This is a genomic window from Parageobacillus caldoxylosilyticus (assembly GCF_019272935.1).
GTDB classification, from domain to species: domain Bacteria; phylum Bacillota; class Bacilli; order Bacillales; family Anoxybacillaceae; genus Saccharococcus; species Saccharococcus caldoxylosilyticus.
The window spans coordinates 1,109,337-1,135,628 of record NZ_CP040553.1; the positions used below are offsets into that span (position 1 = coordinate 1,109,337).

The 26,292-nt window shown below is 45.4% G+C and carries 20 protein-coding genes, 2 pseudogenes and 1 riboswitch; of the genes and pseudogenes, 6 read left to right on the forward strand and 16 right to left on the reverse strand.

What is annotated here, in order from left to right; genetic code table 11:
* Positions 1-9 precede the first annotated feature (9 nt).
* The 11 genes and pseudogenes from BV455_RS05630 to BV455_RS05685 form a co-directional block, all read right to left on the reverse strand.
* On the reverse strand, positions 10-1,197 hold the full coding sequence (locus BV455_RS05630; protein ID WP_061580295.1) for an MFS transporter: 1,188 nt from the start codon (positions 1,195-1,197) through the stop codon (positions 10-12).
* A 263-nt stretch (positions 1,198-1,460) separates the two neighbouring features.
* Positions 1,461-3,278, reverse strand: a complete 1,818-nt coding sequence (locus tag BV455_RS05635) for an ABC transporter ATP-binding protein (RefSeq protein WP_218687839.1) — start codon at positions 3,276-3,278, stop codon at positions 1,461-1,463.
* A 9-nt stretch (positions 3,279-3,287) separates the two neighbouring features.
* On the reverse strand, positions 3,288-5,042 hold the full coding sequence (locus BV455_RS05640) for an ABC transporter ATP-binding protein (protein WP_218687840.1): 1,755 nt from the start codon (positions 5,040-5,042) through the stop codon (positions 3,288-3,290).
* A gap of 188 nt (positions 5,043-5,230) precedes the next feature.
* Positions 5,231-6,115 (reverse strand): helix-turn-helix transcriptional regulator, encoded by an 885-nt coding sequence (locus tag BV455_RS05645; protein ID WP_052510047.1) that lies wholly within the window; start codon positions 6,113-6,115, stop codon positions 5,231-5,233.
* Positions 6,116-6,181: 66 nt separating this feature from the next.
* Positions 6,182-6,712, reverse strand: a complete 531-nt coding sequence (locus tag BV455_RS05650) for a YfiT family bacillithiol transferase (protein WP_061580297.1) — start codon at positions 6,710-6,712, stop codon at positions 6,182-6,184.
* A gap of 170 nt (positions 6,713-6,882) precedes the next feature.
* Complete coding sequence (locus tag BV455_RS05655) at positions 6,883-8,547, reverse strand: glycoside hydrolase family 13 protein (protein WP_218687841.1); 1,665 nt, start codon at positions 8,545-8,547, stop codon at positions 6,883-6,885.
* A gap of 236 nt (positions 8,548-8,783) precedes the next feature.
* Positions 8,784-9,911: pseudogene (gene tnpB, locus BV455_RS05660) on the reverse strand (IS200/IS605 family element RNA-guided endonuclease TnpB).
* A 188-nt stretch (positions 9,912-10,099) separates the two neighbouring features.
* Entirely contained in the window at positions 10,100-11,014 is a 915-nt protein-coding gene (gene panE / locus BV455_RS05670; protein ID WP_061580299.1) for a 2-dehydropantoate 2-reductase, read from the reverse strand.
* A gap of 222 nt (positions 11,015-11,236) precedes the next feature.
* Positions 11,237-12,805, reverse strand: a complete 1,569-nt coding sequence (locus BV455_RS05675; protein ID WP_218687842.1) for an IS200/IS605 family accessory protein TnpB-related protein — start codon at positions 12,803-12,805, stop codon at positions 11,237-11,239.
* 338 nt (positions 12,806-13,143) lie between these two features.
* Positions 13,144-13,347 carry a YbdD/YjiX family protein gene (locus tag BV455_RS05680; RefSeq protein WP_017435755.1) on the reverse strand — a complete coding sequence of 68 codons (204 nt, stop codon included), beginning with the start codon at positions 13,345-13,347 and terminating at the stop codon, positions 13,144-13,146.
* On the reverse strand, positions 13,340-15,418 hold the full coding sequence (locus BV455_RS05685; protein ID WP_017435754.1) for a carbon starvation CstA family protein: 2,079 nt from the start codon (positions 15,416-15,418) through the stop codon (positions 13,340-13,342). The genes BV455_RS05680 and BV455_RS05685 overlap by 8 nt, the downstream gene beginning before the upstream one ends.
* Before the next feature lie 309 nt (positions 15,419-15,727).
* On the opposite strand from BV455_RS05685, the gene BV455_RS05690 reads away from it, so the two are divergent.
* The 3 genes from BV455_RS05690 (at position 15,728) to BV455_RS05700 (ending at position 19,997) form a co-directional block, all read left to right on the forward strand.
* Positions 15,728-16,189, forward strand: a complete 462-nt coding sequence (locus BV455_RS05690) for a DUF5683 domain-containing protein (RefSeq protein WP_017435753.1) — start codon at positions 15,728-15,730, stop codon at positions 16,187-16,189.
* Between the two features lie 144 nt (positions 16,190-16,333).
* Positions 16,334-16,531: riboswitch (cobalamin riboswitch) on the forward strand.
* A 128-nt stretch (positions 16,532-16,659) separates the two neighbouring features.
* On the forward strand, positions 16,660-18,945 hold the full coding sequence (locus BV455_RS05695; RefSeq protein ID WP_061580302.1) for a ribonucleoside-diphosphate reductase subunit alpha: 2,286 nt from the start codon (positions 16,660-16,662) through the stop codon (positions 18,943-18,945).
* Positions 18,946-18,956: 11 nt separating this feature from the next.
* A complete protein-coding gene (locus BV455_RS05700; protein ID WP_017435751.1) occupies positions 18,957-19,997 on the forward strand; it encodes a ribonucleotide-diphosphate reductase subunit beta in 1,041 nt (346 codons plus the stop codon).
* 14 nt (positions 19,998-20,011) lie between these two features.
* Here the strand turns inward: BV455_RS05700 and BV455_RS05705 are convergent, their stop codons facing one another.
* Both BV455_RS05705 and BV455_RS05710 read right to left on the reverse strand, forming a co-directional pair.
* Positions 20,012-20,686, reverse strand: a complete 675-nt coding sequence (locus tag BV455_RS05705; RefSeq protein ID WP_061580303.1) for a TerC family protein — start codon at positions 20,684-20,686, stop codon at positions 20,012-20,014.
* A 14-nt stretch (positions 20,687-20,700) separates the two neighbouring features.
* A complete protein-coding gene (locus BV455_RS05710; protein ID WP_017435749.1) occupies positions 20,701-20,973 on the reverse strand; it encodes a YkvA family protein in 273 nt (90 codons plus the stop codon).
* Positions 20,974-21,435: 462 nt separating this feature from the next.
* On the opposite strand from BV455_RS05710, the gene BV455_RS05715 reads away from it, so the two are divergent.
* From BV455_RS05715 to BV455_RS05720, 3 genes and pseudogenes are all read left to right on the forward strand, one after another.
* The gene (locus tag BV455_RS05715; RefSeq protein WP_061580304.1) at positions 21,436-22,326 is read left to right on the forward strand and encodes a DMT family transporter; all 891 of its coding nucleotides are present in this window, start codon (positions 21,436-21,438) and stop codon (positions 22,324-22,326) included.
* Positions 22,327-22,337: 11 nt separating this feature from the next.
* A pseudogene (locus BV455_RS20760) lies at positions 22,338-22,451 on the forward strand (antibiotic biosynthesis monooxygenase); the annotation flags it as partial.
* Positions 22,452-22,454: 3 nt separating this feature from the next.
* Positions 22,455-23,939, forward strand: a complete 1,485-nt coding sequence (locus tag BV455_RS05720) for a DUF4179 domain-containing protein (protein ID WP_321164462.1) — start codon at positions 22,455-22,457, stop codon at positions 23,937-23,939.
* A 28-nt stretch (positions 23,940-23,967) separates the two neighbouring features.
* Here BV455_RS05720 and sugE read toward each other — a convergent pair whose 3' ends face one another.
* The 3 genes from sugE to BV455_RS20270 all read right to left on the reverse strand — a co-directional run bounded on the left by sugE (position 23,968) and on the right by BV455_RS20270 (position 26,146).
* A complete protein-coding gene (gene sugE, locus BV455_RS05725; protein WP_017435744.1) occupies positions 23,968-24,288 on the reverse strand; it encodes a quaternary ammonium compound efflux SMR transporter SugE in 321 nt (106 codons plus the stop codon).
* 361 nt (positions 24,289-24,649) lie between these two features.
* Positions 24,650-25,258, reverse strand: a complete 609-nt coding sequence (locus BV455_RS20265) for an IS200/IS605 family accessory protein TnpB-related protein (RefSeq protein WP_223845320.1) — start codon at positions 25,256-25,258, stop codon at positions 24,650-24,652.
* A 102-nt stretch (positions 25,259-25,360) separates the two neighbouring features.
* On the reverse strand, positions 25,361-26,146 hold the full coding sequence (locus BV455_RS20270; RefSeq protein WP_223845321.1) for a transposase: 786 nt from the start codon (positions 26,144-26,146) through the stop codon (positions 25,361-25,363).
* Positions 26,147-26,292: the final 146 nt, after the last annotated feature.

Sequence of the window (26,292 nt, forward strand, 5' to 3'; positions counted from 1 at the left end):
TCAACATCCCTAAGCGTTTGCTTTTTTATGTTTTTGCAAAATATAGAGATAAAAGCTGATAGAGATGAACACAGACAAAGCCGCGGCAAGATAAATGCTGGAGTAGCCGAACCAATGGCTGATTTGCCCGAAGACCATCGCGCCGACCCCGACTCCTAAATCGAAAAAGGCAAAAAAGGTGGCGTTTGCCATTCCTTTACGGTCTCTCGCCGCCCGTTCGACAGACCATGCCTGCAACGCCGGCTGCACTGTTCCGAATCCAAGTCCGTAAAGAATTGCTGCCGTAAATAGCATCATGCTGTTCGGCAGCCATGCCAACAATAACATCGCCAGCAAAATAAGCGCGGCACCCGGAATAAATACGACCTGATGTCCTTTTTTGTCATACAATTGGCCGGCAAACGTTCTTGTTACCATTAAGGCAAGCGCATAAAGCAGAAAATACCATTGAATTCCTGAAATTCCTTTTTCTGTAGTATATAGTGGTAGAAACGAAGCAATTCCGCCAAATGTCACGGTCAGAAAAAAAAGCAGGATCGAAGGCTCTAACGCACTTTTTTCGTAAATGTCCCATTTGCGCTGTGCCTGCTTTCGCGGCGGTTCGACTTTTTTATATGTAATATTCGCAGCGAACAATAAGGAAGCCAATCCTAATGCGGCGCAAATCAAGAAAAGGGGGGTAAACGACAACACGCTGGCAAGCAATAATCCAAGCGACGGTCCAAATGCCAGCGCTAAGTTTCCTGACAGCCCGTAATATCCCATTCCTTCGCCTCTGCGGCTAGCAGGGATGATGTCCGTAGCAATCGTGCCTGAGGCAGTAGTTGAAAACCCCCAGCCGATCCCTTGAATAACCCTCATCATAAACAACAATAAAATGCTCGTAATAAAGCTGTACGATCCTACCGAAAGAACAAAGATCGCAAGCCCTAACAAAAAGACAAAACGCCGCCCCTTTGTTTCTAATGCATGACCGGCAAACGGCCGCATAATTAATGCCGAAAAGGTGAAAATCCCGACCACTAAGCCGATCAGCTGGTCATTGCCGCCAAGATGCTCAACAAACAGCGGAATTGTCGGCAATGTCATTTGAAAGCCAAGAAAAACAAAAAAGTTGGCTAAACAAATGAGGACAAAATCTTTTGTCCATATTCTTTCTTTTGTCACTGCCCATGCTTTGCTCTGTTGTATGTTCACAAAACATCCTCCCTCTAAATGGTATTTTATTTCGTACCCCTTAATATTTTGTAGTATAACATATAGCTAAAAAAATGGCGGCGAAAAAGCTTAATCACTTCTTTCTGCTACCTTTTATATTTTCTATTAACCGGCAAACAGCCTGCATGGATAAATAAAACAAAATTGGACCGCAGCCGCCAAAAATTTGTCATTGAAGCCCACCTCTCTCTATATCCAAGGGAAAAGAGACTAACCGAAATGTGGTCAGTCTCTTTACATCGTTACACTTCCAGCATTTTATGCTGCGCTTTAATCAGCTCGTAATAGGTGCCGTGCTTTCGCATCAGCTCCTCGTGCGTTCCCTGTTCGATGATTTCGCCGTGGTCAAGCACGATGATGTTATCGGCATCGCGGATCGTCGAAAGGCGGTGGGCGATAATAATCGCCGTTCTTCCTTTCAGCAGCTTTTTCAATGCTTGCTGGATAACAAGCTCCGTTTCCGTATCGATGCTTGCCGTTGCTTCATCTAAAATTAAAATTTTCGGGTCGGCAAGCAAGGTGCGCGCAAACGAAAGGAGCTGGCGCTGTCCGACCGATAAAATATTTCCGCGCTCTTCCACTTCCGTTTCATATCCGTTCGGCAGCTTCATAATAAAATCATGCGCCCCGACTGCTTTTGCCGCGGCGATGACATCCTCGTCGCTCGCGCCCGGATTGCCGAAGCGGATATTTTCCATAATCGTTCCGGAGAAAATAAACGTATCCTGCAGCACGATGCTTACCTGCGAGCGCAGGCTGGCCAGCGAAATTTGCCGAATCGGATGGCCGTCAATTTTGATGACGCCGCCGGTCGCATCGTAAAAGCGGCTGATTAAATTGGCAATCGTCGTTTTCCCCGACCCGGTATGGCCGACAAGCGCGACCGTTTCCCCCGGATGAATCGTGAGCGAAATCCCCTTTAACGCTTTCCGTTTGTCATCATAGGAAAACTCGACGTTTTCAAAATCGATGCGCCCGTGGATATGCTCGATGACAATCGGATTTTCCGCCTCGCCGACCAGCGGCCGTTCATCCAAAAACTCAAAAATCCGTTCTGATGACGCCATTCCCATTAAAATTTGATTGTACACTTGCCCAAGCCGCGAAATCGGCTCCCAAAACATGCCTAAATAGAAAGAAAAAGAAACAAACTCGCCAATCGTGCATTCGTCATGTTGAATCAAAGCCGCTCCATACCATATTAAAATCGCCGTTCCTAGCGCTGTCGTCATTTCGACAAACGGACTGAACATCGCGTTTTTCTTGACCGCTTCTTTCCAAGTAGCAAAGTTTTCTTCGTTTACCCCGTGAAAGTACTCGCTGTTCTCCTGCTCTTGCGTGAACGACTGGGTCACGCGGATGCCTTGCAGGCTTTCATTCAAATGCGAGTTTAATTTTGACTGTTTGATGCGCACCCGTTGCCAGGAAGCGCGGATTCGCTTCCGCAGGCTCGTTGAAATGAAAAACATGATCGGCAAAATCACCATAATCGCGATCGTCAGCTTCACATTGAGCGAAAGCAAAATAGTAATGATCCCGACAAGCAGCAAGACATCCGTCAGCAAATTCACCACGCCGTTGGTAAACAAGTCTTGCAGCGATGTCGTGTCATTCATGATGCGCACCAAAATCGACCCTGCGGAACGCTGTTCAAAAAAGCGGTGCGACAACATTTGCACATGCGTAAACAAATGTTTGCGCAAATCGTAAATGACGTTTTGCCCAAGCATGTTCATCCAGCGGATGCGCAAAAAATTTGCCACATATAAAAGAAGGTATAAGCCGGCAATCAAAAGAACGAGCATCGTTAACAGTTTCGTATTTTTTTGGATGATCGCTTTGTCAAACATGTACACGCCGATTAAAATCGGCAGCAGGAGCCGCACGACGGTAGCCACCATCACCGTCGTAAACGAAAGCGGCAGCAAATTCGTCACGTACGGCTTTAAATAGCCTAAAAGCCGCCACATTTGCCGCCAGTTAAACGGTTTATCAATCGCCACGTCTTGCGGGTAATGAAATCGCTCCATCACCAGCCGTTTTTTCTCTGCTATGTTCATCTTTTTCACCTACCTTGCCGTTTCCTGAAGAACTGTCGCCTGATCTCGATATTGAATATCATAAATGCGTTTATATAATCCGTTTTGCCGCAGCAGCTCCTCATGGGTGCCGCGTTCGACAATTCTGCCTTGATCCAGCACGAAAATTTCATCAGCATGTTTCAACGAAGAAATGCGGTGGGCGATAATAAACGTCGTTTTTCCTTTCATCACTTCGCGCAGCGCCGATTGGATGCGAAATTCCGTTTCCATATCGACCGCGCTTGTCGCGTCGTCTAAAATAAGAATGCTTGGATTTTTGCAAATCGCCCTGGCAATCGCAATGCGCTGCTTTTGCCCGCCGGAAAGCCCTAAGCCGCGTTCGCCAAGAATCGTGTCGTATCCCTCTGGAAGTTCCATAATAAAATCATGCGCCCCGGCCCGCTTCGCCGCTTCGATAATCTCTTCCATCGTCGCATCCGGCCGTCCGTAAGCGATATTGGCTTTAATCGTCGACGAGAATAAAAACGTTTCCTGCATGACGACGCCGACGTGGGAGCGCAGCGTTTTTAACGGATAATGCTCAATCGGGAGCCCATCAATCAAAATTTCCCCTTTGTTTCGTTCATAAAAGCGCGAAATCAAATGGGTAATGCTCGATTTTCCCGAACCGGTTGCACCGATGAGCCCGATCGTTTTCCCAGGATGTGCGTAGAAGGAGATATTTTCCAACGCCAAAGCGGCCTTGTTTCGATAATGCAAGGTGACGTTGCGGAATTCGACTTCTCCGCGAATCGTTGTTAGCGAAGCGTCTGCCTTGTCATCACGAATCGTTTCTTCCGCTTCTAAAATCTCCAACAGCCGTTCCCCAGATGCTTTTGCCTGCGAAAACATATTTATCGTAAAGCCAAGCTGCATAATCGGCCCTAAAATGTACCACGTCAAGCTGTAAAAAGCAACCAGCTCGCCCGGCTGCAGCTGGTGATGCGTCACAAGGTAGCCGCCGTACGCGAGCAGCAGCACAACGCAAATGTTGCCGATCGCCTCCATAAGCGGAAAATATTTGGCCCACAGCGCCGATGTCACAAGCTGGCTCGTTCGCAAATTCCCGTTCTTTTCATTAAAACGCTCGATTTCCGTCGCTTCTTTCGAAAGCGCCTTTACAGTATGAATCCCGCTGATGTTTTCCTGCACTTTTGTATTCAGTTTCCCAAACGACTGGCGAATGCCACGAAAGGCGGGATGCACGCGTTTGTCAAACTGGTAAACGACGACGGCCAAAAACGGCAGCGCGGCGACAGTCACAAATGTTAGTGTTGGAGAATAATATAGCATGACACAGAAGCTCGCGCCGACCATAATGAGAAACCGCAATAATTCGGAAAAACCGAACGCCAAAAAGAAACGAAATCCTTCGACATCCGACGTCAGACGGGACATCAAATCGCCGGTTTTCGCGTTATCATAATAGCCAAACGGCAGGCGCTGCAATTTTTCATAGAGCGCATCCCGCAGCGCGCGGACTGATTGAATGCCAAACATGTCGGCCAAATAATGCTGGATAAACGTCGACCATGCCTTCAGCGCCATGATCGCGATAAATCCAAGCGCCATCCACGGCACCAAATCGTATTGCCCGCCGAGAATGACGGTGTCAATCGTCTGTTGCAAAATCATCGGGTATACGACCGTAATCCCCGTCACAACAAGCAAGAAAATCATCGACCAAATAAAATCTTTTTTATACGGAAGATAAAACTGCTTTAATTTTCGAAAAACAGACATGCTTTCCCCTCTTTCTCGCCCAATCTCCCATCCTATAATCCATAAAATCCGTCGCTGCACATCTATTTACACTTTTCCAACCCCCATTTAGAAAGAAAATGGAAAACATGCGCTAATAAAACTTCATTTTCCTCATTTTACTGTCCCACTATGTAAATAAATAGATGTAATCATAACAACAATTTGTATTATCGTAACATTGCATCTTTTGTAAAACGAAGCCCGTATTGCTTGCGAAATTCATTCGGACTCATTCCTTCATACCTTTTAAAGATTCGGCTGAAATACGCTGACTGGGAAAAGCCGCAGCACTCGGCAATTTGTTCAATGCTTAAATCGCTGGAAACAAGAAGAAGGCGCGCTTGTTCTACTCTTACTTTCTGCAAGTATTCCATTGGCGTGCAATCCAATACGGCGCGCATGCAGCGGGCGATGTGATTCGGATGAAAGCGAAGCGCCTCACCGAGATCGCGGTAGTTTATTTTACGGTAATAGTTTTTTCGCAAAAATTCCGCTGCCCGTTCAGCCACCACGGCCGCTTGCGACGGAGTATCCGCCGCCGTATGCATGCACAATTCTTGAAGCAGTTGTTGGAACCAAAGATGGCGCTGCCATTCGCCAAAAAAGGAAGTATCACTCAAGGAATGGACAAGCTGCCGGCATATTCGCTCGACCGCTTCCATATTGCGGGCGGCTCCGTATTTCGGCAAGCGAATGGCAAACGGCTGCTCGGAAAACAAATTTCTCTGTTTCACCCGCTCGCATTTTTCCGAAGGCGGTTTCTCGACATGTTTCCAACGGTTTGCTGCCAAAAAATGAAACCAATAAAAATGTGTTTCCGTTTGGCAGACGGCAGTCGGATAGTGATGGCCATTCGGATAGAGAATAAGAAACTGCCCGCCTGCCACTTCATACTTTTCCCCCTGCTCGCCAAGAAATAGGCATCCTTCTGTGACAATAAGCAAGTCAAATACGCCGATATCGCGCCGGTCAGGGTGGTACTGGCCAGTTTGATAGGTCATCTCCCCACCCGCCAGAAAAGACGGCAGCGGCGGGGCAATTATTTCGAGCACGTATATTCCCCCTTTCTTGTTAAACTGCATCATTAGGATAAAAAAAGCTGCCTAATTGGCAGCTTTTCATTTCCATCCTTTCCGCTCGCGCAAGGCGGTGATTTGCGCCGTATGGTGCTTCCCGTGCCACGCGTACAGCGCCGTTAATACGTATAAAAATGCGGTTTCTTTTGTTCCTTCATGATAAAACGTCCGCTGGAAATCTTCTTCATCGAGCGCTTCAAGCAGGCTTGCCCACCGCTCATGAAGGCCTTCGAGCAATTTTAACGACGGTTCGATCGGCAGCGAGCGGGCTTCAATTGTTTTTGCCCACTCGCTCTCCTCAAACGGCTTAATCGCCGGCGTATCTTCCGTTAAAATCCATTTCGTGCGCAAAAACGCATTCATGCTTGCGTCGGCGATATGGTGCACTACTTGAATTACCGTCCATCCGCCATCGCGGTACGGCGTATTCAGCTGTTCTTCACTCAAGCCGCGCACCGCTTCCCTCAATGCGCTAGGCGCTAGGCGAATATCGGCAATCCAACGCCCGACATCTTCTTTTCGAAATGCTTCCGGTGCTTTAAACTTTCCTATTGGATAGCGAATGTCATCCATGATTGGTCTCCTCCTTTTTTATTCATATTCCGCACCAATACAAAAAATCCTTCCTTTTGAAATGGAAACGTGTGTACCAGTCTTGATTAATCAACAACAATAAATCTGCTATTTTTTATCCCCTTCGTGTAGACGCTTACTTTTGCTCAATCACCCATAACTTCTATCTACTATTTCAATAAATACACGCGCGCCTCATAAGGCATTAGCTTAAAGCGCGTTGCGTTTTTATGTGGTTTGACGTCATAGTTTTGCAATACCAAGTTTTCGGAGCTCAAGCGGATGCCGTCATAACGGTACAGCGCTGCCCAGTCGCTCAGGTTCACAATAATGACTGCTTTTTCGCCGCCGAGCGTTCTTGTGTACGCGTAAATCGTCGGATGTTTTTCTAAAAGCAAGTCATATGTTCCGTAAACGAACACTTCGTTCGTCTTGCGAAGCTGAATCATTTTTTTGTAAAACCAAAGCACGGAGTTCGGGTCGCGCAATTGTGCCTCAACGTTAATAGTCTTATAGTTTTCGTTCACTTTCATCCATGGCGTTCCCGTCGTAAACCCAGCATTTGGCGCGTCGGACCATTGCATTGGCGTGCGCGAATTGTCGCGCCCCGTCTTCCAAATCACTTTCATAATTTCTTCATGGGAGCGGCCCTTTTTCCGTTCGATTTGATACATTCTTTTAATGGCGACATCATTGTAGTCTTCAATATTCGAAAATTGGACGTTCGTCATGCCGATTTCCTGGCCTTGGTAAATAAAAGGTGTTCCCTGCATCAAAAAGTAGAGTGCACCGAGCGCCTTGGCGCTTTCGACCAAGTATTCCTTGTCATTTCCCCATGTCGAAACCGAACGGGGCTGATCATGGTTTTCCAAAAACAGCGCGTTCCAACCGCGGTTTTCCAGCCCCTTTTGCCATTTCGTCAGCGTGCGCTTTAACTGGCGTACATCAACGCCGCCATCCGTTCCTTTTTGCCATAATCCTAAATGTTCAAACTGAAAAATCATATTGAAAATACCGTCTTCTTCGCCGACCCATTGTTCAGCATCGTCGACAGTCACGCCGTTCGCTTCCCCGACCGTCATAATATCGTATTGCGCAAACGTTTGCATTTTCAGCTCTTTTAAATAATCCATAATCCCCTCTTGGTTCATATGGCCGGCAAAAGACGGAACATAATCCAATCCTTTTGGATTCGGCAAATCCGGCAGTCCCGGCTTTTTCTTAATGTGGGAAATCGCGTCGACGCGGAAGCCGTCAATGCCTTTATCGAGCCACCAATTAATCATTTGATAAAGCGCTTTGCGCACTTCTTCATTTTCCCAGTTCAAATCTGGCTGCTTTACATCAAAGATATGCAAATAATATTGGTCGGTTTTCGCATCGTACTCCCAGGCGGAGCCGCCAAAAATACTTGCCCAGTTGTTCGGCTCCCGTCCGTTTTTTCCATCGCGCCAAATATACCAATCCCGCTTCGGGTTGTCCCTTGATGAACGCGATTCGATAAACCATGGATGTTCATCGCTTGTATGGTTAATGACTAAATCTAAAATCACCTTCATGCCGCGCCGGTGAATTTCCTTCAGCAACATATCGAAATCTTCCATCGTTCCGAACTCTTCCATAATCGCATGGTAATCGCTGATATCATATCCGTTATCGGCGTTTGGCGACTTATAGATCGGACATATCCATATAATATCAATTCCAAGGTCTTGTAAATAATCAAGCTTTTCGATAATTCCGCGAAGATCGCCGATTCCGTCGCCGTTTGCATCCATGAAGCTTCTTGGATAAATTTGATACGCCACTCCTTCTTTCCACCAAGCTTTCTTCAAGGCTGTATCCTCCTCTTTTTGTGCATACGTTTTCACTATTAACTGTACACTACATGATGGTGATATACAATCTTTTTTGCAAAAAGAAGGCAGCCTTCTTTTCGACACATATCGGAAGGCTGCGCTTTTTCCCTTTCTTACTCTGTTTTGGAGCGATTCGCCTCTTGACCACTCCCCATGCCTAAAGGCAGGGGATTCTTGGGTAATCCCTTCTACCGAAGAGAAATGGATCAAGCTCAACCCGCCGGCCCGGCGGTGAATAGTCTTATCCCTTCTTGTAAGATGTTTATAGCTGCGTTTACGTCCCGGTCATGGTGCGCTCCGCAACTCGGACATGTCCACACGCGCAAGTTTAGGTTTTTGACTTCTTTGTTTTGATAGCCACAACCAGAGCAACGTTGTGAAGATGGAAATTGTTTGTCCATTTTTACGATGGTTCTGCCATACCATTTCGCCTTATATTCCAACATATCTACAAACTCAGACCAAGACGCATCTGTGATGGATTTTGCCAGATGATGATTCTTAACCATGTTTTTTACTTGCAAATCCTCCAAACAGATTACTTGGTTTTCGTCAATCAGTTTGGTGGACAACTTATGTAGAAAGTCACGTCTTGCATTGACGATTTTTTCATGAATTCGAGCCACTTTTAAGCGTGCTTTGTTCCAGTTAGAACCGCCTTTTTGGCGACGAGATAGGATTCGTTGCCACCTAGCTAGCTTCTTTTCGTACTTTCTGAAGTATTTTGGTGCATTGATTTTTTCTCCAGTAGAGAGAATGGCGAAATCTTTTAAACCAAGATCCACGCCGACTGCTTTTTTGGAAGTTGGCAATGGCTCGATTTCGGTTTCACAAACGATAGATACAAAATATTTGCCTGTTGGATTGCGGCGGATCGTAGCAGAAAGGATTTTTCCTTCGACTTCTCTTGATTTCGCAAACGTTACCCATCCTAACTTTGGCAGTTTGATCTTATTTCCAACTACTTCAACCGTTGGTTTTCCTTTCTTCGGGCAATTGCGTTTTACTACATCCAGGGACACCGTCCCAACGGTTGCTACAAAGTAAGAGTTTGTCCATAGGGATGGTAAGCGTGATTTTAAATGCGGGAACTCTTGACGCAGTATTCGGGACGCATATCCTTTTAAATGCTTAATCACTCTGTGAATATCAAACTGTGGATCGCATTGGATCAATAGATGTACATGATCCGGCATAATTTCCATTTCCGCAATTTCTGCTTGTAGTTCTAGTGCCTTTGATTGGAACAGTTCTTTTCATCGTTCACTTACTGGAGGAACAAGTACTTTCTTACGATACTTCGGACAGAATACGACATGATACTTGCAGTCATACACAATGTTTCAGTTATTTTCCACTTTTCTCATACTTCTCACCTAATGAAATTCGAAATTCTAATACAAAACGTTAGATACAATCAAAATATATCTAACAAAGCAGATGGGAAAAAACGTCGGACTTGCGAGAGGGTTAACCCCCTCCCTCGTCCGACGCTCGCTCTCATCTCCATAGCTGAAGCTAGGGGTTTTCACGCTCGCTTTTTATAAATTTCCAGATTATGGTAAACAACTTTTAACAGCGGCGTTTCGATTTCGTATTGTTTGGCCAATGAAAGCAAGTAGCCTTGCAAATGGTCGGCTTCAATCAGCTGCCCTTTTTCCATATCGCGCTGCATCGATGATTTCATTGCCGCTTCGATTTTATTTAACTGGGCCAATTGCTGATCGACCATTTCTTCCGTCAATGGAGCGCCATGCGCCTGCATGACAGCCGCAATCTCTCTCAGCAAACCATCCACAATTTCTTGTCCGTATTCTCCCGACCGAATCGGGCCGATCGGCGCGCGAAACAGCGTCGTCACTCCCGACATCGTTGCAATAAATAAATATTTATTCCACATATCTATTACAATGTGCTCGCTTAAACGGAAACGGGCGTTGCAGCCGGAAAATAATTGTTCCAGCGCAAGAACGCGTTCCGTCCGCTCCCCGGACCATTCGCCAAAGCGGACATCGTGGGAAGCGCTCGTTTGTACGATTTCCCCATTTTCATTCAACGTTGCTTCAATAAAGCAAAGCCCGCCGAGCACATTGTCTTTGCCAAATTCCTTCCAAAGCATGTCCATATGCGCCATGCCGTTTAACAGCGGCAAAATCATCGTTGCTTCGCCTACATACGGTTTCGCGTCGCGGATTGCTTCCGGCAGATGATATGCTTTGTTGGAAAAAATGACGACATCAAACGGCTCGGCCTGCTCGCCTGTCACAAGCAGCTTTGGAGACAGCACCGCATCGCCGTGAACGCTATGAATCACCAGCCCCCTCTCCTGCAGCTGTTTTTTCCTCCGCTCGCGGACAAGAAATGTCACATCGACTCCTTTTTCCAGCAATCTTCCGCCAAAATAACCGCCGACTGCGCCGGCGCCGACGACAAGAACACGCATCTATGTATTCCTGGTTACTAAAATCTATAAAAATCGACTCCTCGCGATGGAACCAGCAAAACTGCTTGCCGCTCGGATTCTCACCGAGTTCCATCAGGAAGGGAATCCCCTTGTCATTCACCTGCTGTGAAAAACACCCCGTGGTTCGCTGTTAGCGACGGCACCTGTCGTGCACCATTCCTTCCATCGGTCAGTACACGACAACGATTTTAGCAACCAGGTCTACACCTCCTTCAGTTGAATTTGGTCCTGGTTCAGCCAACAACATTTGTGCAATACATTCCATAATGACCATTCATGTTCCTCTTTGAAGTTCTCGATCTTTTTTAACATCCTACCTAGATATTGTCGTTGTTTCGTTCCGCTTTTTGATTGCTTGTAGGATTCTTCCATTGACCCTAACACGGCAACCAAATGGCGTTTCACTTTCGTTTTTATGATGTGAATGAGTTCTTTTGGCAATCGTTCACGATACCCTAATCCACGTCTGCCAATCACCAAAGCGGCACTTTCATGAACGGATAACCTATACTTTTTCCTATACTTGAAACGTCCGATGACGCTGGTATATGCCGGATTCACTTTTTTGATGCGAAACCCAAGCCGCATCCCCCGACGAATGATGGTATCAGTCAGTTTTTTCTTTTTGAAGTTGTGGGTGAAACGGTTAAATCTTTTGTCCGTATCATGTTGTTGTCTTAGTTGGATGTTTTCGATGACCACTGCCCCAACATTCTCTTGAAGCAGCCAGTCATACACATCTCGTACGGTTTCTCCAACGATGTTGTTTCGTTTATTCGCCCGCACATATTCGAGTTCATGGCAGTAAAACACCTTTGATTGAAGAAAGTTTCCCTGTTTCGAAACGATGCTCACGGCGATGCGGTCAATATTGATATCCATCCCAGCGATTCGTTCCGCTTGAATTGGTTCATCGTAGGTAAGTTCCCTGCCATATACCTCTTCTTCATAGATGAGATGAATGTAATATTCCCCGTTCTTACGTTTGATTTCGACGGTGTACGGTTGATAGTTAATGATCGGCTTTCCTTTTGCATTCACTCCGACTTGTTCTCCCATGACGAGGTTGATGATTTCCTCTTCATATTTTTCAGGAACAGACACAGGGAATCGTAAACGGGGAGCGGTTTTGCTTTCCTGTTGTCCAAGCGGATTCGCGATTTCCACATAACATTCATAGGTGTTGTCGTCATACAGGAGGCGAATATTTAAATTTCCTTTTTTGCTTTTATCGCCTCTGGCGTATAACTGATTCGAGCGCACATCTTTCCATTCTTCGTTCGTGATTTTTCCTTTTAGACGCTTATAAAAATTTTGTTTCCCGCCAAAAATCACACGTGGAATCGTTCTTTGGTCGAGATGGCGCTTTAGCTCGGCTTCTTTCGCTTTGAGCTTTTCTAACCGTTGGTGCAATCCACCTAGACATGTTGGAAGATCGACTTTTTTCGGTGTTTTTCTTCCGTGTTGATACTCATCGATTTTCTTTTCGGTTTTTTCGATTTTCACCCGCACATCCTCCAAGCGCGTTGGAAGCAGCTCACGTTGGGAAGAAATTAGCGCTTGAGCAAGCAGGACCGCGTCTTCGGCATACCGTTTGTTGAGCCGAAATTGGTGCGGAAGGTGCTTGATGATTTCTTTTGCGTTCCTTCCTTCCAGCAAACGGTTGAACGCGTATCGCTTCGCGGAACCAAAGACGCGCATCAACTCGTCTAATGAGTGAAGTTGTGTTTCATCATCGGAAACGATTTTCATCACCCGAACCGTTTTCATCCCCTTGCCTTCCCCCTATGTTTAGATCCTTTAGAACATATATTCGTCAATTCTTCTTCATCTCCTTTTTACATGAGGAAGGGGGAGATGATTTTTTATCATCAGACAGGAGACGATGAAAAAGATGGAGAACATCCACCTCTCCACGTCCAAGAACAGGAGATATTTACATGATTTCATACATTTTTATAGATGTTTAACAAACTGCTTATACCTCCTTGCAAAAATAATAAAAATTAAGAAACAGCCACGATGTTCATTTCCGCACGACTGCCGAACATAACGTTACAAATGGAAAAAGGGGAACGTGCTCTTCCCCTTTTTCCCTTCTTATCAGCTTAGCAGCAGCGCGAAACTTTGCCACCCTTCCCGTTATAGCGCGCTTCCTGCACTTCGCAGAAAAACTCTTTTCTTGATTTGATCGGTTCTCCCGGATGGTGTGTTTTCATATGCTCGACATATTTTTCATAATTTGGAACGCCGACAAGCAAATCAAGAAATTGTTTGCGATAGGACAGAATGGTATGAAGCCACTTACGCATAATGTTTAACCTCATTTCCTCCCTCTCTTGGAATATAAGGTGCTTCTTTCAACGGCACGTGTTTGTTTTGCAATACTTTGATCCACATATTTACTGCCGAAATCAACATGGCAATCACAACAAGCATGAAAATCGCGCAAAGCGTTGCATCAATGTAGTCGTTCATAATGATTTGCCGCATTTGTGCTTCATTGGCCGCAGGAGCCAAGATTTCTCCTGCGTTTAATTTATCTTTAAACATATTCGCATGGGCGAGAAAGCCGATTTTCGCATCGCTATGGAACAGCTTTTGATATCCTGCGGTGAGCGTGACAACTAAAAGCCAAGTAGTCGGGATCAGCGTCACCCAAACGTACGCTTTTTTGCCCATTTTGAACAGCACGGTCGTGCCTAATAGCAACGCAATCCCTGCCAGCATTTGGTTGGCAATGCCGAATAGCGGCCACAACGTATTAATGCCGCCAAGCGGATCGACCACACCTTGGTATAGGAAATATCCCCAAGCAAGAACGCACAGCGTCGTCGCGATAATATTGGAAACTAGCGAATCGGTTTTGCCAAGCGGTTTGTAGAAAGTGCCCATAATATCCTGAATCATAAAGCGGCCAACGCGTGTACCCGCGTCGATCGTCGTTAAAATAAAGAGCGCTTCAAACAAAATCGCGAAATGGTACCAGAACGCCATTAACGTTTTGCCGCCGATTACCTTCGAGAGAATAACCGCCATTCCAATCGCCAGTGTCGGCGCACCGCCAGTCCGCGATAAAATCGTCTGCTCGCCGACATTTTTCGCAAGCTCTGACAGCATGTCAGGCGTCACGGTAAATCCCCATGATGACACGACTTTCGCTGCTTGCACTACATCTTGGCCAATGACAGCAGCCGGGCTGTTGATGGCAAAATACGCTCCCGGAGTCAGCACGCAGGCTGCCACCATCGCCATGACAGCAACGAATGATTCCATCAACATCGCGCCATAGCCGATTGGGCGGGCATGGCTCTCGATTTCAATCATTTTTGGCGTCGTACCGGACGAAACAAGGGCATGGAATCCCGACACGGCACCGCAGGCGATCGTAATAAACAGGAACGGGAATAAATCTCCGGCGAACACAGGGCCAGTGCCATCGACAAATTTCGTTACCGCCGGCATTTGCAAATCTGGCGCCACAACCAAAATGCCCAAAGCAAGACCGACAATCGTGCCGATTTTCAAGAACGTGCTTAAATAGTCACGCGGCGCAAGCAATAGCCATACCGGCAATGCTGATGCAACAAATCCGTAAATGATCATTAAAATCGCGATCGTTTCGCCTTTTAATGTAAAAATTTTCGCGAGCGTCGGATGTTCCGCTACATACTGTCCGGCAACTAACGAAAAAAGAAGCAGAACAAATCCGATTAAAGAAGCTTCCGCCACGCGTCCCGGACGAATAAAGCGCATGTAGATTCCCATCAAAATCGCAATCGGAATCGTCGCAGCGATGGTGAACATGCCCCACGGGCTTCCTACAAGCGCTTTCACAACCACCAATGCCAAAACAGCCAATAAAATAATCATGATTCCCAAAATACCAAGAGCGGCAATGAAACCTGTCACAGGACCGATTTCTTCTTTCACCATTTCGCCAAGCGATTTGCCATTGCGGCGCATCGAAGCGAATAAAATAACAAAGTCTTGCACGGCTCCGCCTAACACAACACCGATCACAATCCAGAGCGTTCCCGGCAAATATCCCATTTGCGCCGCCAAAATCGGTCCAACAAGCGGGCCGGCGCCGGCGATCGCCGCAAAGTGATGGCCGAACAACACCCATTTGTTTGTCGGCACATAATCTTTTCCGTCGTTAAACACCTCGGCAGGCGTTTTGCGATTGTCATCAAGCCCAAATACTTTGCGGGCGATAAACTTGCTGTAAAAACGGTAGGCCACCGCATACGTACATACAGCAGCAACAATCAGCCAAATCGCATTAACCGTTTCGCCACGGCTTAACGCGAGGATCGCAAATCCTGCTGCTCCAAGTACAGAAATAAGACCCCAAAGCAAAACGGATTTAAGCCCCTTCACATTTTTTCCCCCTTTGTTATTCAACAAAATTCATTACATTAATATTATATTAATTATTCTGAAAAATTTAAAGAAAATATTTTTGGATTATGTTAACCAATAATATGATGGACAAGCATTTTATTCCATAAAACTATTTATTTACAAAAAAGAAACATTCCATTTAATTATTGTAAAAAAGCATAAAATATTGCTTCTTGTTAAATAATGTAATTGCAGTAAATATCAAGGAGGTGCAATTCCCTTTTCATCGCAATAACAGGCAATGCAATCTTGAAGCAACTTATTTTTAGTAAAGGGTTAGAAAACGTGAAGGCAATAGAACAGTTATTGTGGAGCATTGCACTACCTGGATTTGGGCAAATTTTAAATAGAAAATATTTTAAAGGTGCTTTATTTATCTTCCTGGAGTTTGTTATTAATACTCAATCACGGTTTAACGAGGCCATTCGGTTAAGTTTTTTAGGAAATACTCATGAGGCCAGCCACATCATTGACTTTGAGTGGCTCATGTTTTATCCATGTTTATATTTTTACGCGATGTGGGACGCGTTCAAAGATGCTGGCGGAGGAAAAACTCCTTATTCGTTCCTGCCGTTTGTATTTTCCGCCTATTTCGTTACCGTCGGTCTGATGTATTCCTCGCACGTTACATTTTTGGGCATATTTTTCGGTCCTATTTGGCTGCCGATGCTGTTTGCCATTCCTGGGATATGTATCGGACGGCTGCTTCAAATTTTATTGCTAAAATTCCATACTCCACGCCAATGAGAAATGCTTGGACAACGAAACAGCATTTCTCATTTTTCCTTTTTGTCGTAAAATCATAGTTGAATTTTCCAGCGTTTTATTATATGCTTATACCAACAACAAAATACTATATATTGTGTTTTTTGTTGATCAAACAACTATATATAGTAAAACCACAAGCAATGGTGTCCGTTCGGACTTAATAGGGAATCTGGTGAGAATCCAGAACTGCCCCCGCAACTGTATGTGCGGACGAAATGGAGCATCCACTGTATGCGAAAGCTCGCTTGGGCGCGCATATGGGAAGGATCCAAAGTAGGAAGAAGCACGAGTCAGGAGACCTGCCTTGCTTGGTTGCGTTTCATGTTCTCCGGGGAGCGGGAAGATGAAACGATGGTGGAAAAGGGATTCCCCTGCCCTTTTTATGCTGTCGTTTCATCCACTCGTTGACCCGAGTGGATTTTTTTATGGACGATAAGGAGGAGAAAACGATGGCGTTGCAAACAAGCAATACGATGATTACGAAAGAAAATGGACAAGCGGAGCCATTTTCCCGCGAGAAACTCATTTCCTTTATCCGCCGCATGACAAGCGATTTTCCACACTTACGGACAGACGACTATACCGAACGCATCATCCGCTTGATCGAACATAAAAAGGTCATGTCTGTCGAGCAGCTCTTTCATTATCTCATACTAGAAGGACTTTCCTATATTAGCGAAACGGAACCGGAATGGACATTTGTCTGCACCCGCATTTATTTAGAACAATTATACAAAGAAGCAGCAAAGCAGCGCGGATACGATGAAACGCAACGCTACGGCAGCCTTTATGATTTAATTGCTACACTTGTCGCAAAGGGAGTGTATCATCGTTTCCTTTTGGAAGATTATACAAAAGAAGAAATCACGGAACTCGCCAAACTTATCGATCCGGAAAAAGACAAGCTGTTTACCTATATCGGCTTGCGCACACTTGCCGATCGCTACCTTGCCCGCGACTACGAACGCAACTTATATGAGCTTCCGCAAGAGCGGTTTCTTATCATCGCAATGACGCTAATGGCCAAAGAGCCAAAACAGCGCCGTCTTGCCCTTATCCAAGAAGCGTACTGGGCGTTAAGCAACTTGTACATGACCGTTGCCACACCGACTTTGGCAAACGCCGGCAAACGCTGTGGACAACTGTCAAGCTGCTTTGTCGATACTGTCGATGACAGCCTGCAAAGCATTTACGACAGCAATACCGATATCGCCAACCTTTCGAAATCGGGCGGGGGAATCGGCGTCTATCTTGGCAAAATCAGAAGCCGCGGCAGCGACATCAAGGGCTTTAAAGGCGTTTCCTCCGGCGTGATTCCATGGATGAAGCAGCTCAATAACACCGCCGTCAGCGTCGATCAATTAGGGCAGCGCAAAGGCGCGATTTCCGTTTACTTAGACGTGTGGCATAAAGATATTTTCGCCTTTTTGGACGCGAAATTAAATAACGGCGACGAACGGATGAGAACGCACGATTTATTTACGGGCGTCTGCATTCCTGATTTGTTTATGGAGCAAGTGGAAAAGCGCGGCGATTGGTATTTGTTTGACCCGCATGAAGTGCGGAAAGTGATGGGATTTAGCCTGGAGGACTTTTATGATGAAGAAAAAGGGCGCGGCAGCTTCCGCGAAAAATACTGGCAATGTGTTCAAGAAGCGCGACTTTCTAAAGAAAAAGTACCGGCGATTGAAATCATGAAAAGCATTATGCGCAGCCAACTAGAGTCAGGGACACCGTTTATGTTTTACCGTGATGAAGTGAACCGGAAAAACCCGAACGCGCATCTCGGCATGATTTACTGCAGCAACCTTTGCACGGAAATCGCGCAAAACCAAAGCCCAACCGTCGTAGAAAAGCAATATACAAAGGACGGAAAGGTTATCATTGAAAAAATCCCGGGCGATTTTGTCGTCTGCAATTTGTCGTCCATCAATCTTGCCCGCGCCGTCACTGACGATGTGCTCGAGCGGCTCATTCCAATTCAAATGCGCATGCTTGACAACGTCATTGACTTAAACAACATTCCTGTCCTGCAAGCGCAGCTTACCAATCAAAAATACCGCGCCGTCGGGCTTGGCACGTTCGGCTGGCACCATTTGCTTGCGTTAAAAGGCGTTCGCTGGGAATCGGATGAAGCAGTTGAATATGCGGACAAGCTGTACGAAAAAATTGCTTACTTAGCCATCAAAGCGAGCATGGAGCTTGCGAAAGAAAAAGGAAGCTATCCGGCGTTTCCAGGGTCTGAATGGCAGACGGGCGCCTATTTTGACAAACGAGGCTACCGTCGCCACGATAACGTCGACTGGGACACGCTGAAAAAACAAGTCGCCAAACACGGCATGCGCAACGGTTACGTCCTGGCGGTTGCGCCAAACGCCTCGACGTCGATTATCGCCGGCAGCACCGCAAGCATTGATCCGATCTTTTCAAAAGTGTACGCCGAAGAAAAGAAAGATTACAAAATCCCGGTCACTGCACCTGATTTAAATGAAAAAACAACATGGTACTATAAATCGGCGTACCATATCGATCAGCATTGGAGTATCAAGCAGAACGCAGCTCGCCAACGCCATATCGACCAGGCGATTTCGTTCAACTTTTACGTCATGAACACGATTAAAGCAAAAGAACTGTTAGACCTTCATCTCACCGCCTGGAAGTCAGGACTAAAAACAACCTATTACGTCCGTTCTACTTCCAGTACGATCACTGAATGCGAATCATGCGCAAGTTAAGGGGACAAAACATGGCACATGCATTAACGAAAAGAGTCATCATGGACCCGGAAGCGCCCAACCGCTCGACACGCATCATTAACGGCAAATGCTCAAACGTCCTGAACTGGGACGATGTCGCCTACCCGTGGGCGTACGCCAAATATAAACGGATGCTGGCCAACTTTTGGACGCCATTTGAAATCAATATGTCGCAAGATGTCAAGCAATTTCCATTGCTAACAGAGCGCGAGCAAGACGCGTTTTTGAAAATTATCGGCCTGCTCGCCCTGCTTGACAGCATCCAAACCGATTACGCCGGCAGGGTCGCCGATTATATTACCGATTCGAGCATTAACGCGCTCATGATCATGCTTGCCCAGCAGGAAGTCATTCATAACCATTCGTATTCTTACGTGCTTTCAAGCCTTGTGCCGAAACAAAAACAGGACGAAGTGTTTGAATTTTGGCGGAATGAGCCGATTTTGCGCAAGCGAAACGATTTTGTCACGAACGGCTACAAAGCGTTTGCCGAAAATCCGAACGTCGAAAACTTATTAAAATCGATTGTCTATGACGTGATTTTAGAAGGATTGTTTTTCTACTCCGGGTTTGCTTTCTTTTACAATTTGGCGCGCAATCAAAAAATGGTCGCGACAAGCACGATGATTAATTATATCAATCGGGACGAACATATCCATGTCGATCTGTTCGCGAAAATTTTTAAAGAAGTACTGAACGAATACCAAGAATACAATACTCCTCAGCTCGCTGAATTCGTGCGGGAAACGTTCGTTAAAGCGGCCGAACTGGAAATCGAATGGGCCAATTACATTATCGGCAACGATATCGATGGCATTGATATGTACGATTTAAGCGCCTACATTAAATTTTATGCCAACGTCCGCGCCCATCAGCTTGGCTTTGACCGTCCGTTTGACGGCTATCGAACCAATCCATTGCGCTGGATTAAAGCGTATGAAGAAGTCGACCTTGGCAAATCCGATTTCTTTGAACAAAAATCACGGCAATATACAAAAGTGAATATCGATAACGGATTTGATGAGTTATAAGCAAAAGCCGCCAATCACCCGTTGGCGGCTTTTGTTTCTAATTTGTTTTCACTTTTCTTCTTTTTCAACGTGCCAGCGGCAATAACCCCAGCGATGACAAGAATTTCAAATCCGTATTTGACAATCGGATTGGCAAAGTACTGATCTAAAAACGGCTCATCTACAATCATTTTCGCCGCAGTCCAAGCCAATACCCCTGCCCCGATTGTAATAATGACCGGAAAACGCTCGATCCATTTTAAAATGATCGTGCTTCCCCATACCATAATCGGTACGGAAATCATCAATCCAAGTATGACTAATAAGAAGCTGTCATGTGCTGCTCCAGCCACTGCCAGCACGTTATCCAATCCCATTAACGCATCGGCGATAATAATCGTGCGGATCGCTTCCCATAAGCTGCCTCCCGCTTCGACATCATGTCCTTTTTCCTCAACAAGCAGCTTATAGGCGATCCAAACAAGCAAGATACCGCCAATTAACAGCAATCCAGGAACTTTTAATAGCCATACGACAAATAAAGTCGCAAGCGCGCGGATCACCACCGCACCTACTGTCCCCCAAATAACCGCCTTTTTTTGCTGGTGCTTTGGCAAATTACGCGCCGCCAAGCCAATGACGATCGCATTGTCGCCCGCCAATACAAGATCAATAATAACAATCGATAAAAGCGCTGTTAAAAATTCCACTTACCATTCCTCCTTTACACGCCGTATTTATTTTTTAAATGGGAAGGAGCCATTTTGATGATTTGCTGAAGGATAAATAATAACACCGTTATATCATCGATAATGCCAAACAAGCCAAGCCAGTCGGGAATGAGATCAAACGGAAACGCGACATAAGCGAGCAGCAAGAAAACAGAGAACGCTTTTTTCCGCATCGGCACTTCGCGGGATCGGAAAAATTCAAGCAAAAATGGGGCGAAGCGGCGGATTTTCACAATGAAACGAAGCCGTTTCCACCATTTTCTCATATGATCCCTCCTACTATAACTTTTCTCCACCTTTGTATTGTATCCAAATCCTCATTAGAATGGCCTTACGCGCCGAAAATATGGCATTGCTATCGGCTTCCATCCTCCCTTCTTTTTCATTAAAAATAAAAGACCTTTACCGATTTGGTAAAGGCCTTTTATAAAAACAGACCTTTACCAATATTGGTAAAGGTCTCGCTAACAACGTTGCCGTTGCCAACAAAGCCGAGGGTGTTGCCCTGAACTGACGACTTTGTTGTTAAAGCTACTCCCCTTTAACAAAGAAAACATGTATTTACCTTCAATTTAATGATATTCAATCCTTATCTATATTGTCAACCAAAAACTGCTCTCTTATAAATAAATATCATGAGTAATGATCACCATTGTCAATCCATATTTTCTGTGCCAATATAAAAAATATGATATAATTCAGAAAAAATTCATTGGGGAGAGACAAATATGAATACCAAAGAAATTGCTGCTCTTTTTCTGCTTGCGGCTTTATGGGGAGCCTCTTTTTTATTTATGCGCATCTCTGCCCCTGCCATCGGACCTGTGCTTACGATCGAGCTGCGCGTACTTATTGCCGGCATCTTGCTGTTATTGTATGTATGGATGTTCAAAAAAAGCGTAGAGCTGAAAGCTTATTGGAAGGAATATCTCATCGTCGGAGCGCTGAATGCGGCAATTCCGTTTACGCTCATTGCCGCTGCCACGCTGCATTTACCCGCTTCCGTAGCGGCCATCTTGAATTCGACCACTCCGTTGTTTACCGCGCTTGTTTCGCGATGGTTTCTTCATGAGCCGCTTTATGCAAAAAAGTGGATCGGCATCGCCCTCGGCACTGTCGGCGTGTTTGCGCTAGTCGGCTGGAGCCCCGTTCCACTGTCAACGCAGACCGTTTTTTCTGCGTTGCTGTCGATTTTGGCCGCGTTCTCATACGGATGCGGCGGTGTATATGCTAAAAAGGCATTTACGGGAGTTTCTTCCTTATCGTTGTCGATTGGGCAGCAACTAGGCGCCGCTGCTGTGCTCATTCCGTTGGCAGCCTTCGCTATTCCAACGAAACCAGTATCGCCGCTCGTCATATATTCGGTATTGGGACTGGCCGTTTTTTGCACGGCGATCGCTTACTTATTTTATTTTTACTTACTAGCAAACGTTGGGCCAACCAAAACGTTAAGCGTTACCTTTCTTGTACCTGTTTTCGGCGTCGTCTGGGGAATGATTTTCCTTCACGAAAAAATCACGATTGGCATGCTCGGCGGATTAGCCATTATTTTAACAAGCATTTTCCTCTTGTCAGATGTCAAAATCAACGTGAAGCGGCAAGAGTACATAAAAGGATAAGGGGGAAAACGATGGAAAAGCCATATTACGCGGTAATTTTTACCTCGGAGCGAACCGAAGGAGATCACGGATATGATGCGATGGTGAAGCAAATGGTAGAACTGGCCTCCCAACAGCCTGGCTTTCATATCCCCGTTCCGGAAAGCATTTTTGTTTTTGCCAAAGAACTTCCTTACCAAACGGAAAAGCAACAACATCCAAAACTCACACGTCAGACGAAATGGCGAAAATGGCTAGCGGTTGCTGCCGCTTCCGTCGTCATCGGGATTTCAACGGGAGCTTATATTTCTCCGACATTCGCCGCCTACATGAAATCCTTTTTCATCCGCCCTGAACTGGATAAAGGCTTGCAAACCGCCGCAAAAGAAGGATTCTCGCAACAAACAAAAGCCGCTGTCACCGATCACGGTATTACGTTTAGAATCAAAGAAGTAATGGCGGATACGAATCGTCTTATCTTTACGTATAGCCTTAAAGACAAAAACGGGAAATTGATTGACCCAACTATTCTTTTTGAAAAAAATCAATTGGGACCAGAACGAACAATGTATTTTGTGAAGGGCCTAGACGCATTTTACATTACAAACGAGAAAGGGGAGATCGTATCCACCAATACGACATATAAAACAAAAACGGGGAGAATGGTTTCCCAATCTATTGATCGAGTATTCCCTCACGGTCATTACGCCGATATTATGTTCGAGTTAAACGATAAAGCCCGCGAGGCAAAGCAGCTTTTTATTCATATCGATATCCATCAAATCGGTACGGTCGAAGGAGAATGGAAACTTAAAATTCCAGTTAATATGAACAAAAGCATGATGGCTACAAAAACCATCCCGATCGATAAAACGTATGTAACAAAAGACGGATTGCAAGTCACCATAAAAAATCTCGTCCATTCTCCTACATTAACAAGCATTGAGTTAGAAACGTCTTGGACAGAGAAAGGAAAAGAACGGCTAAAAAGCCACCCAGAATACTGGCTTGGTGACCAAATGTTTTATCAGCCGCTATTTGATATTGTCGATAGCAATGGAAATATTGTCGCAACAACTTTACCAAGATGGAACATCGAAACGTCCAAAAGTACGGTATTTGTTTATAAAGAAGAACTTCCTTCCCGACATCCAGATGTCGTCCGCTGGCGCTATTCGTTCCTCCCGTTTTCACCAAAAGGAACATATACATTTGTATTTCGCGGGATCGAAAGAACGGAATTTCCAAATCAATCGATGACGTTCTCTGTGGACGAGTTGAAAAAACAACCTGTTTCCCTTCGCTATAAAGGAAATACGCTTACGCTTCATCAGTTAAGATTGGATAAGAAAAAACAAGCAGGCATATTAGAGGTAGAAGAAAACACTTATTTACTTATGGATTTCAAAGTAAGCGACGAAAAACAGCGCGTTTACACAATAAACAAAAAAGACTTTTCAGAGACACCGATCATTCGCTATGACGAAAACACCATGATGTACAACATAAAAAGAAATACGATGCTAGAAGGAATGAATAAAACGCCGAAACAATTGACAGTAACGTTAACAACGGTAATTGTATCTTATCTAAATGAGAATTGGCATGTTTCACTTCCTGCCAGCAATGAATGATAAAAAAGCAGGGCGCCCCCCTGCTTTTTTACTGCCCCGACGTGAACTTCAACCCGATGATCCCGACAAGAATAAACAATAAAAAGACCATTCTCGGCGCATTGACCGGCTCGTTTAAAAACAACATGCCGATAATGACCGCCCCCATCGCCCCGATTCCCGTCCATACGGCATAGGCGGTTCCGATTGGCAGCGTTTTTGTCGCCATCGACAAAAAATAAAAGCTGGCAAGCGCACCGAAAACCGTAATGATGGACGGCACAAGCCGTGTAAATCCCATCGTATATTTTAACGCGACCGCCCATACCACTTCGAAAATGCCAGCAATGACTAAGTATACCCAGGCCATGTTCGTCACTCCTTTGTTGCAAAATAAAAAAGCCGCGAAGAAATATCGAAACGATATCCTCCCGGGCTTTTGTCCCTGGTTACTAAAATCTATAAAAATCCACTCATCGCGATGGAACCAGGAAACACCGCTTGCCGCTCGGATTCTCACCGAGTTCCATCAGGAAGGGAATCCCCTTGTCATTCACCTGCTGTGAAAGACACCCCGTGGCTCGCTGTCAGCGACGGCGCCTGTCGTGCACCATTCCTTCCATCGGTCAGTACACGACAACGATTTTAGCAACCAGGGTTACACCTCCTTCAGTTGAATTTGATACTGGTTCAGCCAGCAGAATTTGTGCAATATGGTCCATAATGACCATTCATGCTCTTGTTTGAAATTCTCGATTTTGCGTAACATCATCGCGATATATTGACGTTGTTTCGTTCCGCTTTTTGATTGCTTGTAGGATTCTTCCATCGACCCTAACACCGCAATCAAATGGCGCTTCACTTTCGTTTTTAATGATGTGAATGAGTTCTTTTGGCAATCGTTCCTGATACCCTAATCCCCGTCTGCCAATCACCAAAGCGGCGTTTTCATGGACGGATAACCCATACTTTTTCCTATATTTGAAACGTCCGATGACACTGGTATACGCCGGATTCACCTTTTTGACGCGAAACCCAAGCCGCATCCCCCGGCGAATAATGATGTCAGTCAGCTTTTTCTTTTTAAAATGATGGGTGAAGCGATGGAATCGTTTGTCCGTATCGTGCCGCTGTCTTAGTTGAATGTTTTCGATGACCACTGCCCCAACATTCTCTTGAAGCAGCCAGTCATATACATCTCGTATGGTTTCTCCAACGATGTTGTTTCGTTGATTTCCTTTCACATATTCGAGTTCATGACAGTAAAACACCTTCGACTTAATGAAGTTTCCTTGTTTTGAAACGATGCTTACGGCGATGCGGTCCATATTGATATCCATCCCAGCGATTCGTTCCGCTTGAATTGGTTCATCGTAGGCAAGTTCCCTGCCATATACCTCTTCTTCATAGACGAGATGGACATAATATTCCCCGTTTTTGCGTTAGATTTCGACGGTATACGGTTGATATTGAATGACCGGCTTTCCTTTTGCATTCACTCCGACTAGTTCTCCCATGACAAGATCGATGATTTCCTCTTCATATTTTTCAGGAACAGACACAGGCAGCCTCAAGCGGGGAGCGTGTTTTCCTTTTGGTTGTCCAAGTGGATTCGCAATTTCTACATAACATTCATACGTGTGATCGTCATACACGAGACGAATGTTTAAATTTCCTTTTTTGCTTTTATCGCCTCTGGCATACAACTGATTGGAGCGCAAGTCTTTCCATTCTTCGTTCGTGATGTTTCCTTTCAAGCGCTTGTAAAAGTTCTGTTTTCCGCCAAAAATCACACGTGGAATCGTCCCATGATCGAGATGGTGCTTTAGCTCGGCTTCTTTGAATTTCAGTTTTTCTAATCGTCGGTGTAATCCGTCTAAACACGTTGGAAGATCGACTTTTTTCGGTGTTTTTCTTCCATGTTGGTATTCATCGATTTTCTTTTCGGTTTTTTCGATTTTCGCCTGCACATCCTCTAAGCGCATGGGAAGCAACTCACGTTGAGAAGAAATCAACGATTGAGCAAGCAAGACCGCATCTTCGGCAAACCGTTTGTTGAGCTGAAATTGGCGCGGAAGGTGCTGGATGATGTCTTTGGCGTTCCTTCCCTCCAGTAAACGATTGAATGCGTATCGCTTCGCGGAACCAAAGACGCGCATCAACTCATCTAATGAACGAAGTTGTGATTCATCATGAGAAACGATTTTCATCCCCCGAACCGTTTTCATCCCCTTGCCTTCCCCCTTGTTTGGATCCTTAAGAACATATATTCGCTAAATCTTCTTCATTTCCTTTTTCCATGAGGAAGGGGGAGATGATTTTTTATCATCAGACAGGAGACGATGGAAAAGATGGAGAACATCCACCTCTCCAC